At 40.8% G+C, this 14979-nt stretch carries 11 protein-coding genes; 10 read left to right on the forward strand and 1 reads right to left on the reverse strand.

Features of this window, described 5'->3' with window-relative positions:
* Positions 1 to 69 precede the first annotated feature (69 nt).
* The 9 genes from rnz to FU659_RS03775 all read left to right on the forward strand — a co-directional run bounded on the left by rnz (position 70) and on the right by FU659_RS03775 (position 7304).
* Complete coding sequence (gene rnz, locus FU659_RS03740; protein WP_147946322.1) at positions 70 to 999, forward strand: ribonuclease Z; 930 nt, start codon at positions 70 to 72, stop codon at positions 997 to 999.
* Positions 1000 to 1076: 77 nt separating this feature from the next.
* Positions 1077 to 1214 (forward strand): hypothetical protein, encoded by a 138-nt coding sequence (locus FU659_RS36230; protein WP_222708473.1) that lies wholly within the window; start codon positions 1077 to 1079, stop codon positions 1212 to 1214.
* Positions 1215 to 1420: 206 nt separating this feature from the next.
* Positions 1421 to 2194: a GNAT family N-acetyltransferase gene (locus FU659_RS03745; protein ID WP_147946323.1), complete on the forward strand. Its 774-nt coding sequence runs from the start codon at positions 1421 to 1423 to the stop codon at positions 2192 to 2194.
* A gap of 18 nt (positions 2195 to 2212) precedes the next feature.
* Entirely contained in the window at positions 2213 to 3190 is a 978-nt protein-coding gene (locus tag FU659_RS03750) for a lysophospholipid acyltransferase family protein (protein WP_147946324.1), read from the forward strand.
* Between the two features lie 34 nt (positions 3191 to 3224).
* Positions 3225 to 4220, forward strand: coding sequence for a metal-dependent hydrolase (locus FU659_RS03755; RefSeq protein ID WP_147946325.1), 996 nt, complete (start codon positions 3225 to 3227; stop codon positions 4218 to 4220).
* 180 nt (positions 4221 to 4400) lie between these two features.
* Complete coding sequence (locus FU659_RS03760) at positions 4401 to 4943, forward strand: PulJ/GspJ family protein (RefSeq protein ID WP_147946326.1); 543 nt, start codon at positions 4401 to 4403, stop codon at positions 4941 to 4943.
* On the forward strand, positions 4927 to 5481 hold the full coding sequence (locus tag FU659_RS03765; protein ID WP_147946327.1) for a prepilin-type N-terminal cleavage/methylation domain-containing protein: 555 nt from the start codon (positions 4927 to 4929) through the stop codon (positions 5479 to 5481). The genes FU659_RS03760 and FU659_RS03765 overlap by 17 nt, the downstream gene beginning before the upstream one ends.
* Before the next feature lie 15 nt (positions 5482 to 5496).
* Positions 5497 to 5823: a hypothetical protein gene (locus tag FU659_RS03770; protein WP_147946328.1), complete on the forward strand. Its 327-nt coding sequence runs from the start codon at positions 5497 to 5499 to the stop codon at positions 5821 to 5823.
* Positions 5745 to 7304 carry a hypothetical protein gene (locus tag FU659_RS03775; protein WP_147946329.1) on the forward strand — a complete coding sequence of 520 codons (1560 nt, stop codon included), beginning with the start codon at positions 5745 to 5747 and terminating at the stop codon, positions 7302 to 7304. The genes FU659_RS03770 and FU659_RS03775 overlap by 79 nt, the downstream gene beginning before the upstream one ends.
* A gap of 67 nt (positions 7305 to 7371) precedes the next feature.
* On the opposite strand, the gene FU659_RS03780 is transcribed toward FU659_RS03775, so the two are convergent.
* Positions 7372 to 12930 (reverse strand): Ig-like domain-containing protein, encoded by a 5559-nt coding sequence (locus FU659_RS03780; protein ID WP_147946330.1) that lies wholly within the window; start codon positions 12928 to 12930, stop codon positions 7372 to 7374.
* Positions 12931 to 13307: 377 nt separating this feature from the next.
* Between FU659_RS03780 and FU659_RS03785 the strand changes: the two genes are divergently transcribed.
* Positions 13308 to 14972, forward strand: a complete 1665-nt coding sequence (locus tag FU659_RS03785) for a GspE/PulE family protein (protein ID WP_147946331.1) — start codon at positions 13308 to 13310, stop codon at positions 14970 to 14972.
* Positions 14973 to 14979 lie beyond the last annotated feature (7 nt).

A 14979-nucleotide genomic window follows, 5' to 3' on the forward strand; every position in this document is an offset into this window, starting at 1 on the left:
TGCATTAGCATTTTGAGCGAAGAGATTGTATCTGAGAATGAGAATTACCCATAGATGGGAGTATAGAAAGTGGACATATATTTTTTAGGTACGGGAGCAGGAATGCCGTCCAAACAGCGTAATGTGACTTCGATTGCTTTAAACCTTTTGGACGAGAGAGGAACTTATTGGCTGTTTGATTGTGGAGAGGGCACTCAGCAACAGATTTTGAATTCGCCTGTTAAGTTAGGCCGAACAGAAAAACTATTTATCACACATTTGCATGGAGATCATTTGTATGGCCTGCCTGGGTTGCTTACAAGTCGTTCTTATTTAGGCGGTGATACGCCGTTAACTTTGTATGGGCCTGTTGGTCTGAAGAGCTTTGTAGACACGGCACTAGCTGTCAGCGGCGCGCATTTGACTTATACACTGCAAATTGTAGAGATCGAAGATGAAGGCTTATTGTTTGAAGATGAGACCTTTCGAGTTGAAACAGCGCGTCTAGAGCATCGAATCGAATGTTTTGGCTATAGAGTAATTGAAAAGGATCAACCTGGGAAACTGATGCAGGAAAAATTATTCGAGATTGGCGTACCAGCGGGGCCTGTTTATGGCAAGCTCAAGCTAGGGGAAACGGTACAATTGGCGGATGGCCGCATCCTTCATGGCCCTGATTTCGTTGGAGCCCCTATACCTGGGCGTATTGTTGTGATTTTGGGCGATACACGCTACTGCAGCGGTGCCAAACACTTGGCTCAGGGAGCCGATGTATTAGTGCATGAGGCAACGTTTGGCATGGACAAGCAGGAGCTTGCGTATTCTTTCGATCATGCAACGTCACATGACGCGGCTCGCACAGCAGAGGAATCACAAGCGAATTTATTGATTCTAACGCATATCAGCTCTCGTTATCAGGGCGAAGCGATTAATGTTCTGCTGCAGGAAGCTCAGGCTATTCATCCCAATACCTATATCGCCAAAGATTTCTGGAGCATCGAAGTTCCGCGCAAAGCGTAAAATCAGACAATAGGGAAGGCAAGCGCGTTGTCCGAAAGTAGTGAAACGAAGGAATCGCTCATACACTAACCAAAAGATTGCCAATCCGAGGTGAAGGTATGGGGATTACGCTTGCGGAAGTGCTGCTTTCAATATTCATGTCGACGGTATTTTATATCCTGTTGAGAGAAATGATACATGCTTTCAAAGACCAGGATAAGGGAATTGACAGCTGATTCGTATTTTAAAAGTTTTTTTGTTTAAAATGAGCCTGCACCTGCCGCTTAACGGCAGAGTGATCAGGCTTATTTTAGTTGTCACAACGTAAATTTTAGTTTCGAATTTTTGTAATATTACAAAATCTTAATAACGCGAAAACGAACGCTTAATAAACCTCTGTTAACCTTGAGTTAGTAGACTCCAGTAGAAAGGCGTGAGGAAGATGAATGGTATCCTTCTGAATACGGCTCCCCAGCATGCTAAGTTGACTGTTAAGCTTGCGAGCAGCGAACAAGAAATTGAACAGGCTATGCGGCTGAGGTATCAAGTGTTTGTAGAGGAAGAGAAGAACATGCGTATGTTAAATGAGGATGGTCTTGAAAGAGATGCCTATGATGCGTACTGTGATCATCTGATCGTGAAGGATATGGATACCGATCAAATTATTGGGACTTACCGCCTGCTTCCTGGAGACCGTGCTTTGAGCGGAATCGGATTTTACTCAGAAACGGAATTTGATTTAACAGCTATTACGGAATTAAAAAAGGAAACATTGGAGCTGGGACGCAGCTGCATCGCTCCCGAATACCGCGGCAGCAAAGCCATCCAGATGTTATGGGAAGGCATAGCCAGCTATATCACGGAGCATAATTTTACACATTTGATTGGCTGTGCGAGCGTTCATATGCAATCACTTGAAGACTTGAACCTCATTTATTCCATGCTTCGTCAAAAGCAAGTCATTACGGATCGTTTCGGCATACAGCCATTGTCTACACATCGTATTCCAGGTCTTTCCTTATTGGATATCGATGCCAATGATAAAGAACTGTTTCGCAAGCTGCCTCCTCTTATGAAGGGTTACCAATGGCTGGGAGCTGAAATCGGCGGAGATCCGGCTTATGATGAGTTGTTTGGAACCGTCGATTTCTTCATTATTTTGCAAAAAGACCGTGTGACACGTCGTTATAAACGTCATTTCCTGACTACATCGTAGGAAAAGGAGGATCTTGACTTGTACGAATGGATTGCCCAACTAACCTCAAACGAGCGAACTTTTCAAAGATGGACGGCGATTCTCAATCTTTTTCCGAGCCACTTGATGATTTTTTTAGGCCACATTATGGCTCTGATTTTATACGGATTAGCAAGGAAAGGTATGAGACATCGTGTTGAACGAAATATGAGAGACTTACTTGGAGATCTATCAAGGTTACGATTCAAGGTGCTTTCTTTAACCTATTTTCAAAATGTTGTGTTCACCTTGTATGAAATTTTATTCCGATCGCATCGTTTGGAGCGAATTCAAGCCAAAACTTTTGAAATCGATGGAGAAGAGTATTTGGAAGAAGCGCAGCGGAGCGCGGATGGAAAAGGCTTTATCGTCTATACGCCACATGTGGGCAATTTTTTCTACTATTATTGGTATTTGGCTCAAAGATATGATTGTTTAACGGTTGCTTCGGCAGGTAGTCCTGAGCTAAAGCCGCTTTATATGAAATTTGCTGCGTTGGGGTGCAAAGGTCTCGACTATGATAGTGTCCCGCCTTTAGAACTCTATCGTACGTTGAAAAAGCATGTGTTGGGTGGGGGCGTTATTTTCATTCTGGGTGATTTCTGGCGACCGAACTTCCCACTTTCCAGATTGTTCGGCCGAGTAACCAGAACTCCTGAGGGAGCGTCCATGTTAGCTATTGAACAGGAAGTGCCGATTGTACCATTCTATGGATATCGCGTAGCAGGTTTTAAACACAAATTAACTTTTGAAGCACCAATCTATCTATACGAAAAATTTGACCGATCTGTGCGCTCGGCTCGTTCTGAGGCTAACTTACTGTTAAATGCCTTTATGGAACGAATTATTCATAAGCACCCTTCGGCGTGGTTTTACTGGTTTAATGCCCATGAGAGATGGGAGAATTACTCATTTGATGAAGATGAACGAGAGTTCACGGACGATAGTATGGATTTGATTTCAGAAACAGCCAGTTAACCGCATAAAGATAAAAAGGATAGGTGATCGATAGATGGACACAGGAAGCCACTTATTATTCGGTGTCACGCTAGCAGGATTGGCTTGTTTGGAGCCGACCGTCGTTCAGGAGCCTGCGTTGGCCCATGCTATACTGGCGGGGACGCTCATCGGTTCTCATGCACCTGATTTTGATACACTAGCTCGTTTTCGCGGTTACGCCAACTATGTTCGCGTTCATCGGGGTATCACGCATTCAATTCCAGCTTTGTTCATTTGGCCTTTGGTTCTAAGCTTACCCTTAGCGGCAATGTTTGGCGTATGGGATCATCTGATAAGTCTTTACTTATGGACATTCGCAGCTGTCGTGTTTCATGTTTTCCTCGACTTATTTAATGTCTATGGCGTTCAGTGCTTCCGTCCTTTTTCCCCGAAATGGTTCCATCTGGACACCCTCTGTCTCTATGAACCGTTCTTATTTGGTCTTCATACACTAGGCGTTCTGGTGTGGCTGTTTGTTTGGCAAGGAGGTGGGGGCAGTCATATTGGCGAGATGTTCGCACTCATATATGGGGCAACCTTCTTCTACATCGCAATTCGTTCCTCGCAACGAAACCAATACGTAAAGCTTGTGAAACAAGAACTGCAAATTGAAGATGGCATCTGTCATCTCATTCCAGGCCTAAGTTGGTTTCATTGGCAGTTTGTGCTTGAAGGGGATAAGGGATTTTACCTCGGGGACATTCGAAATGGACGTGTTCTCATCCAAGAAGAGTACGCCAAAACAGATTACAATAAAAATGGTACACACCCGATCGTGCAAGCCACGCTTGGTACAGACGGTGTCCGTGCTTTCCTGCATTTCGCGCAGCGCATTCATGTATGCTGGAAAGAGAAGAACGACGGCTACGAAGTGCAGTGGCGCGATGTTCGCTTCTGGCACAAACGAAAGCTGCCATTCGGGGTCAATGTATTGTTGGACCGAGATATGAATGTCGTCAGCGCTACGCTGGGATGGGATAAAAAGGCGTGGGACCCGCCATATGTGTGAAATCGTTAAGCCTTGCTCGTCATTGGAGCAGGGCTTTTTCTTTCGATTTTGAAACAATTTGGACCCTGTTTGTCATTTTTTATATAGGTAATTGATCCTCTAACGTCGAAAATATGGTACAATAGTACTAGATATTGGTAAATTCGGACTATGAAATTAGTGAAGTAGGGGTAACACGTTATGAAAATTAGAAAATCACGTGAAGAGGGATTTACACTCATAGAGGTCTTAGCCGCGACGGTCATCTTATCGATAGTCTCGATGGCCATGATGGCGTTTTTTATAAACGCAATGTCCTATAACAAAGGGAATCAGAACAAGACGGTCATGGTGAATTTGGCGCGGAACGCTTTGTTTTATATGGAGAAACAGAATTTTAACGATTTAAATGCGTATTTTACGGAATCTACCTCCATCCAACCTGCAATAGATTTGAATGCATCGAAATGCACCTTCCATGCAGGAGCACTTACCTGTTCACCTGAAGATAAAACGTTATCCAGTATGACCGGACTTTGGAATGTGTTGAATACAGAAGTGAACGGAAAAAACTATGTAGCAACAATCATTTATCAGAAAGATCTTATAGAAAAGGATACATCAGGAAAGTTTAAGTATTTGATTCCGATTAAGGTAACCGTAAGAGATGCCAGCGCACCAAACGGTAGTAATCGTAACCAAGCTAATGTGGAGGGTTATATCTTAGATGAATCAATTCGTTAGAAGAATGAGGGATCAAAACGGTTTTACTTTAATTGAACTCATTGCCTCATTATCTTTGCTTTCTCTGGTCATGGGAACAATTTATGCGGTTATCACTTTTGGATTTACGTCCTATAACAAAGTGACTGTCGAGAATGCGCTTAGAGATGAAGCTGATATCATTATGTCATCTGTCATGACCGAACTTTACACCTTAGGTCCTTCGACGATCAAAAGCATACCGAATCAGGAAGGCATTGAACTTATCAGACAGCCGTTGGATAGCAAAATTACAGAGACAACAAAGAGTCAAATCATAATTAATCGAGAAAGCGGCAGTCAGAAAGATATTCTACTTATAGGAGGCAATCCTTTAGATCCAACGGGGCAACGCGCGATTCATATAGATGCCAACCTCACCGGATCAACTATACGCTTAGAATGTGGCGGTATCCAAGACTGTCATAGCGGTCTTATTGTCATTAATCTTCAACTTGCTCAAGATGACAAAAAAGGAATATCACATACCTTGAATATGCAAAGTCGATTTGGATTTTAATAGGGGGAACAGAGGTTGATGAAAGTTTTGAAGGAAGAACGCGGTGCAGCATTGCTTCTTGTTCTCTTTATTATACTTGTATTTGCAATGTTGGGGTTAGCTGTCATGAGCGCAAGTATTGGCGGGGCAGTGCGAAGTGAAACGAAGCAAAAAGATGTGCAAAGCTTACATTTGGCGGATAAGGCGTTGAATGAAGCTGTCGCCATGATCCAAGGGATGTTGCAAGCCAAGATGGGATCAACCTCGAGCAATTACCGGATCAATTGGAAGATATTAAAAAGCAGATACAAGAACATGAAGTTAGCAGTGGGTATAAGGACCACAACAACAACACACCTATAATCAAAACCACGGTTGAATATGACAAGAATGACCCTCGTCACTTTGTAAAAGTAAAAGTAGAAGCAACAATTGACGGTGTTACACGTAAATTATCACAAGAAGTAGTTGTAAACTCTTATCCGGATGTGCTTAATTACGCCGCTGGTTCTGAAGGCAATCTGATCATTAACGGTTCACCTTATTTTATTGGCGGAGGATTGTATGCAGGGAATGAACTCCGAATCAAAAATCAAGCTGAGTATCAATATAAATCAAGAGATAAAAGGGAAGCAACTATATTTCCTAGTTTAGTAGGAACGGCTTTTGTACAATCTCTAAATAAGATTAAATATTGTGAGGGTGATAATTGCAACGGTTCAAATTATACGTCTGTTAGGGAAGCTAGCGGAGATAGCGAGAAAAAAGATGTGAAATCGATCATTGGAGATACCAGTTCAACTCAAATAAAAAATGAGAAAGAATTTCTTGGCATTAATATGACTGAGTCGTTTATTGACAAATTGAATGAGGCTATTAGCGGTAAGGAGCAAGAACGGGCAAGTATGAAAAATATATTTAAAGAAAATGGAAGCGGTATTCGTGAATTAATGAAATATGTAGAAGCATCTAATAAGCTTATTTTGAGTCCCGTTCCACCCATCGAAAATAGTGTTCAATCAGCCGATGAAACTTCCTATTTGAAGGATTTAAAAACGTATAAAGATAAAATAAATTCTTCTCTAGAACTAGAAAATGAATCTATTTTACACCGTGGGAATTTTAATTTAGATAATGTTGATTTTACTCAACTTTCTTACACTAGAGCAGATAGCGAAACGGGAAAAATGTTAAGAAAGTCGTTAGGTGGCGGTTACTATCATAGTAATTGGTTTATTATTGATGGAGATCTGAACATCCTTAATAACACATCAGACTTTGTAAATGTTCGTGCTAACATATTGGTTACCGGCAATGTGAACATAAGTGGAAATGTTAAAATGGATGCTACGATCTTTGCTCTTGGAGAAACAAATATTTTGGATGCAAATATTCAAGGGTTAGATGACAAAGAACTCGTTCTTATGAGTAAGGGCAAAATACTAATTACGAGGGTAAACACGAATGTTGATGGCTCCTTTAAAGCTATACCTTTGGATCCTGGAGATATTATTACGAATAGTCTGAATGGCAATCTAACAAGACTGGATGCATTTTTCTATACAGACTCAACAGCTGAGCTGTATGGAGTTGGCTCTATTTTTTGGATAAAGGGCGGTTTTTTTTCTAAAGGAGATTTAACCATTAATGCAGTTCGAGGTAGTGCCGAGGTATCTTCCGATGGAATGAAGATTGAGTCTGAGTTCCCACAAACGTCCATTCCAGGCAATCGTGCAAGATTTATCGTTTATTATAACAATGACATCTTCAATGATCAATCAGCTGCACTGCCTAGGGTAAAATCATATAACTTAATTCGCGGCAAGAAGATTATGAATAAATAGTTGGTAAACTTTAAAACAAATAACCAGGACTCCTCCTCCATAGATGAGGAATCCTGGGTTATTTTTATTAATACTTATTATTATAGATTGGCTCATCTACGATGATTTGAACAGAATCCTCAAGAGAATCCTTATACTTCACTTTAACTGAAGTGGTTCCCTTTTTTACACCAATGATTACGCCTGGTTCTGTGTCACTCATTTTTGCTATCGTTGTATCTTTAATCTCCCAGGCAAGCTGATCCTTTAGAACCGTTTTCCACTTAGATGGGATAACAACTAGCTGAGCAAAGGCATTATATGTGTTTGTGTTGCTACCGAGCATTAATCGGATCGGACGATCCGGTAAATATAGAGAAGTTAATTCTTGTTTGATTTCAAAAGATTTGGTGTCAGACTGACCGCCTACGAGTACTTTTACCTTTACTGTGCCTTTTTTCTTAGCTGTAAAAGTAATGTTTTGTGCATCTGTTGGTGTCAAGACGGCATCTCCATCAATGCCAGATTCCTCTATTGTTAACCATTGGAACCCGGTATGTGAGGCATTTGATCGAGTAATGATGGCTGTTAAGTTAATGGAATCATCTACGTTAATAGAGGTACTTAAACCATCTACACGTTCGATACGTACAGTTTGCACGGGATTAATCACGGTAATTAAGAAGCTGCTGGTATAGGTTCCGAGATTGTCGGTAGTAATTGTTACTTTACCTGTTACTGTACCAACTTCCTTCCCTACAAATTCATAATGGTAATCATCAATCGTTTTTCTGTGATCAACAGCATCGGCAGGATCGAGAATATCCCATTTGATAGATGTTGCTTTTTGATTGCTTGACTCGAAAGAAGCTAAGTATTCAAGTTTATTTCCAACCAAAAGCGTTGATTCGCCATTAAGACCTATCTTTCCGTTAGGTGTTATTATACTGATACCTGGCTGGATCACTGTAACTGTTGCTGTTGCTGATAAAGTAGGGTTATCAACGGATACAATGGTTATGGTTGCTGTACCGGCTGACTTGGCTTGAATATTGCCCTTATTATCTACGGTTACTACAGACGGGTTGCTTGAGCTCCAGTTGAAGTTTGAATTTATGGCACCTACAGGTGCAATGATTGGTGAAAGTTGGGCTTCTTTTCCAATATCAAGTGTAGTGTCATTGAGTTTTAAAGAGATAACGGTAACTGAAAAATTTGAAGTATATGGAATACCTTTGTCTGTGACTATGGTTACAGTGCCAGTTACAATACCTGCTTGTTTTCCTGTTAGAATTCTTCGCGAATCTCCATCGGTTATGAATTGAGCTTTTAGTTTATCTTCATCGGATACGTTCCAAGTGAATGTAACAGGGGTTTCATTCACCGTACTTAGTTCGGCTTGCAAGGTGATTGGAGATCCGCCAACAAATAACTTGGTAGGCCCGCTTATTAACATAACGGGTTGAATCACAGTCACTGTAGCAGAGCTTGATTTACTCGTTCCATCTGTTGATGTAGCCGTAATGACTGCTTCCCCAGGTGCAATTCCTCGCACATTCCCATTCGTATCTACTGTTGCCCATTCAGGATGATTAGAGACCCAAGTTAGCGTTTTATTGCTTGCATTAGCGGGCAAAATGACAGTGCTGATTGGAGCAGTCTCGCCAACTCTTATTTTAGCGTTGTCCAATTTCACTGAAGTAATAGGAACGGTGGTAACGGTAATGGAATATGACTTTGTATACGTATTTCCTTTATTTGTAACGATTGTTACTGAAACATTAACATTTCCTGCTTTAACTCCGGTTAATACTCTTTTGTAATCACCGTCTGTGACAAAGCTTGCTTTATCTTGATCAGGAGAAGCCCAAGTAATTGAAGTAGCAGTTTCATTAATTGTAGAGAAGAGGGCTTCCAAAGTAATCTTCTCCCCGATATTAACCGATGTAGGTCCACTAATTGCGAGTGAAGGACTTACAATAGTAATCGTTGCTGTACTGGACAAATTACTGTTATCTGATGATGTCACTGTAACTTTAGCTGTTCCCGCAGCGACACCGACAATCGTACTACTGTTAAGGGTAACTAGATCTGCTCGATCGGTACTCCAATTAAAGGTCGTGTAGTCTGCATTGGAAGGCTGGTAGGATGGAGTTAATGAGATACTTTCACCGACCCTAATCGTAGCATTTTGAATGCTTAAGGAAGTCAAAGGAATATAGACTGAAACCTTATAATCCTTCGTGTACGTTCTTCCTTTATCTGTTACCACGGTCGCTGTTACAGTAACTGCTCCTTTTTTTACACCTCTTAAAACGCCGGTTCGGTCATTATTTATTGTAAAAGCAGCTGTACTTGAATCAGAAGAACTCCAAGAAACAGATGTTACATTCTCATTTACCGTAACCAACGCAGCTTGTAATTGAATGGTTGAATTAACGGCAACTTCAGTTGGCCCTGTAATATTAAGACCTGGCTGGATGACGGAAACAATCGAAGTAGCAATCAGTCCGCTGCCATCTTTCGCTGTAGCCGTTACCTTAGCCGTTCCTGCTGAAATTCCTTTAATTTCACCGCTTGCTGTGACAGTTACGATACTCGTTGCATCCGAGGCCCATGTATAATCAGAGTCTTTCTGGAAAGATGCGTCTGCGGGAAGCGCTCTTGGTAAAAGTTTGGACGTGTCGTCTTTAGCTATTGTTTGATTGTCCAACGTTAAGAAGGTCAACTTGATGAATGCTGAGATGACTTTATTGGAAAAAAGAACATTTTGAGCATCAGCAGCCGTATAATCGGTATATCTTAAATTAGCGCTTGAGAGCGAATAGTCTCCACTTTTTGTTGGTTTTACAACAATGTTGAAGGTAGTCGGATCTGCAATAAACTGATTGCCTACCTGACGGTAAGGTATGTTTGTAATGTCTCCCTCGAGTGTAAATCCAGATGTTAACGTTCCTGTTTTGGTAAGATTCGTGAGATTGGTAGGCAGCGTAACTAAATCTAGATTAGCTGGGAAAGTTTCTTTGAAATGAAGCCCTGTAATCGTTAAGTCGCTCACGTTCGTTGCGGCATTAAAAGTTTTCGCAGTTGGTTTAATGGAATAACTTACTGTAACTGGATTATTTACTTCTATCTTCTCTGCCGAGATAGTTCTTTCGGGAGTTAAGCTTGTAGAAGTGATAACCTTTACCGCGACTTCTTTCGTTTCCATCGCTCCGCTTGCATCTTTAGTAGATACAGAAATAGTTAGGTCGCCGCCACTAGATGCAAGAGGGTTAGGAAATGTTTTTGTGACGGTATCGCCTTTATTAGTCTCTGTGTCAGGCAGCACCTTGACAACTTTGTCTGTACCGTTAATGTCTTTGTATTTGAATGTAACGGAAGAGGTAATTTTCTTATCATTCAGATCGAGATCATCCGGCTTAAAGCTGACAGAAATATCACTATTGGCAGAAATATAGTTCTTCAAAGTACTTGAGAACGCAACCGGTGAAATGATTTCCAAGGTAGGTTTATGATTGGAGCCAATAAAAGCACGGTACATTGTATTAACAAATAACTTTTGCTCCCAGTCAGGGAAGGAACTGTTTCTTTTTGTATCTACAAAATTGTGTCCTGTTCCAGAGTATGTGACATTACCTTTTGAATAGGTGTAATAATGATTCCAGCTATCCTCGACATCACGAGGACTACCATTGATGTTATACCAAGGTATAACTTTCGGATCATTCAGATCTAAGCGGAAGTACTGATCATGGGTTGTAGCTACTTGGGGTGTTATTTCACTGATAAAGAACGGGAATTCAGTTAGTAAGCCCTCATTTACTTTAACGGTGGAAGTAGATGTATTTGGCGCGCCAAGTCCCATGTTCGTTTTCGGTCCGATTTGCCCTGTGTCGGTTTGGAAGTAGTCTATCCAGGTTTGATTGCTTTGGAAAATGGTATCATGCGTGAACATGACCCCTTGACCTGTTGCAATAAACGATTTTACAGCCGCTGCCGCTGTATTGGATATATTTGCAGTAGCATTGTATGAATCATTAAACCCGAATATCAACATGTCATACTTGCTGTTTAATGTGCTGTATTCGGTCGAATTGAACGTATTAAAATCAATGACATTAATATTAATTTTATAGTCATCAGATAATAAATACGTTTGTTTCAAATTCGCTTCCAGAAGTAAACTGCTTGTTTTGTTCGCTGATTGTGAATTCGGTATAACTTGGAGAACGTTAATAGTTGGCGGTTGATCTTGGTAACGGAACACCCCTGAGGCTGCATCCTTTAACTTGCCTGTACTTGTTTGATCAACGAGTTCAAGTCTCCAATAATAAAGACCGGAGTAACCCTTAGGTAGTTTGAAGCTGATCGTATTATTGGTAAGTGACGTTACGGGAACCGTTTGTACTAACTGAGAGGCGTCAAATTTCAATACACTATCAATACCTAAATATAAATTAGCGACTAAATTACGCTGACCTAAATTTCGGACATTCGAAACATTGAAATTATAAGTTAGCGTATCACCCGCCTTGTACTTCTGATTTCTGTTGGCACTTAATGTATAGTCATAGGGTTTGCTAGTGATATTAAGTTGAGGCCGTACATTGGAAATTTCTAACAGGTTGGTCTTGGTGATAAATGCACTGATACTGGCTATATCCGCGTTCTCCACGAATATGACATTGCTTTTGGTTGATGTTTTAAAGGGATTAAACAAATTATTTAGATTGCCTGTCTTGCTCGTCCAAGTGCTTCCATTCAAATAACCTTGGTAAAGCGCTCCGCGTTTCAAGGTTGAGTCGCTATATACAACTACAGGAAGGCCCTTGGTTATGTATTTGTCTGTAATTTCTGTTGCTTTAAGTGGGGTAATATCATTTTCTTCAAGACGAGTGTCATGATTACTTCCCGTTTCTGAAGTTGGGTTAAACAAGCTTTTTCCGAAATAAATAGCATCATACTTTCCATCTAATTCATCTCGAAGTGCTACGAATGTCTTTATACTCATGGTTTCTAATTGAACTGCTGAGTTTGCTGCAATTTTCATAGAGGAAGATGATAGATCGGAGGCGATGGCAGTAGCATCTTTGTCCAAATCCTTAATTTCAAGAATCTTTAATGGCTTGGTGAAATCAAAATAAGAAACTTGAAACTTTCCTTCAGCAGACAGATTTGATAAGTTGGAAGTAAACGTTGTTGTCATGTTCGGCGAACTGATAAATTTTCCGTACGATTTGGATTTAAATGAAACTGTACCATCGTCTGTGTTGACAATCTTCTCGAATTTTTCTTGTAACGTTACGGTTGAAGCTGATGCAACTAGTGGGGTTGTACTACTGGCGCCAACGGTCACGTACTTGTTATTTGCTCTTGACTTCAAGGCAAAAGTTCCGTCAGATTGTTCAATGACATCAAAAAGTTCGCCGAACCAAGGGTTGGTGGCATTTGCAGTTAATGAACTATCGCCGCTTGTTCCCGCAGATATGTATTTTCCTGTAGCAACTGATTTCAATGCGACAGTTACCGTATCCCCTGCTGCGGCATGTACAATTCCCGGTGGTATGCCCATGAAACCGAATAAAGAAGCAACCATTGATGCGATCAGGATGAGACTGATCTTTTTTTGTTTTCTCCTTAACATCCTCTTTCCTCCCGAATTTTCAAATTCTATATGAGACTATTTTACTACTTTTTTAGCTTGAAAATATACACATTATGTACATGATATCGAAAAATATTTAGAAAAGGATTAGGGAATTAACAAAAAATATAACATTTAAGTGATCTTTTCGAAAGGAATCTACGTAATATAAGGAGAAATGATACAGGAATACAAGGGTAATTTGACGAAATTTCAAAGAATGATCGGAAACAATGAAATTATATACAAAATGTTTCCTTTTGTTGTATAATCAATTTTATTGAATTCGGAAGTGGGCAATTATACCTATAATTAATTTAGGTGAAAAGAACCATTTCGGCGTATAGAAACATGATTTGGAATTGGAGTTGACTCGGATGGCTCTGGTAAAAAAACGATTGGGCGATTTATTAGTAGAGAGTGCCATCATTTCTGAAGATCAGCTTCAGGAAGCGCTCAAAGAGCAAAGAAAAACGAAACAAAAGTTAGGTGATTTGCTCATCACCCAAGGCTATATTACCGAACAGCAGTTAATTGAAGTACTAGAATTTCAGTTAGGTATACCGCACGTTAGCTTATTCAAATATCAAATCGACCCGGAAATCACAAAAATCATTCCTGAAAGCATGGCTAGGCGCTATCAAGCAATTCCTCTTCAAAAAGAGGGGGGAAAGCTGATGGTGGCAATGGCCGACCCCCTCGATTACTTCGCGATTGAAGAAATGCGGATGAGTACCGGGTACCGGATTGAGCCTGCCATTACAAGCAGAGATGAGCTGCAACGGGCGATTGCTCGTCATTATGGGCTGCAAGATTCGATGAGTCAGATGATGACGGACTTACCGACTACGGAAGATATCAAAGAAACCGAAATTACAGATGAAGATTCGCCAGTTGTGCGACTAGTCAATCAAATGATTCAGCAAGCTGTTCAATTAAAAGTTTCAGATATTCACGTAGATCCAGGTGAAACTAATTTGCTGATTCGTTATCGAATCGATGGGCATTTGCGAACGGAAAGGATCATTCCCAAGCAGATGCAAGGCTTTATGACGGCAAGATTGAAAATTATGGCGAAATTAAACATTGCAGAACGTAGATTGCCGCAGGACGGCAGAATTAAAATGCAAATAGATTTCAAACATATTGATATTCGTGTATCTTCATTACCAACGATTCATGGAGAAAAAATTGTACTCCGTTTACTTGATTTATCTACTGGCGTTAAACCCATTGATCAATTAGGTTTGGGTGTACGCAATATGCATGTATTTCGAGATATGATTGAGCAGCCATATGGCATTTTGCTCATTACAGGTCCGACGGGAAGCGGGAAAACAACAACGCTTTACTCAGCGCTAAGTCATCTAAATCAGGAAAATGCGAATATTATCACCATTGAAGATCCAGTTGAGTATCAGTTGGAAGGCATTAATCAGGTACACGTGAATCCGACGATAGGTCTCAGCTTTGCTGCGGGACTGCGCTCTATTTTGCGTCAGGATCCAAACATCGTCATGGTAGGGGAAATACGGGATTCTGAAACAGCAGAAATAGCGATTCGTGCATCTTTAACAGGACATTTGGTTCTGTCGACCTTACATACGAACGATTCGGTGAGCACAATTACGCGTTTCAGGGACATGGGCATAGAACCTTATCTCATAGCCTCTTCACTTATTGGTGTGGTTGCTCAACGTCTTGTTCGAAGAATATGCCACGAATGCAAGATGACGTATGCGCCAACGGACCAAGAGATGATTTTTATGAGAAGCAGGGGCATTCATGTAGAGCAGCTTCATAAGGGAGCAGGGTGTGGCGCTTGTAACCGGACAGGTTACCGTGGTCGGGTTGCCATTCATGAAATATTGGTTGTTAACGATCACATGCGTGAATTAATCAGTGAAGCAGCATCGGTTCAAGACATGCGCGATGCCGCTTTGAAGCAAGGTTTGATTCAACTATTGGACGACGGCATTGATAAAGTGACCCAAGGAATTACGACATTACAAGAAGTCATAAGAGAAACCGTAGCTCATTAATAGGGAA

Source organism: Paenibacillus sp. N3.4 (assembly GCF_008017805.1).
GTDB lineage: Bacteria > Bacillota > Bacilli > Paenibacillales > NBRC-103111 > Paenibacillus_E.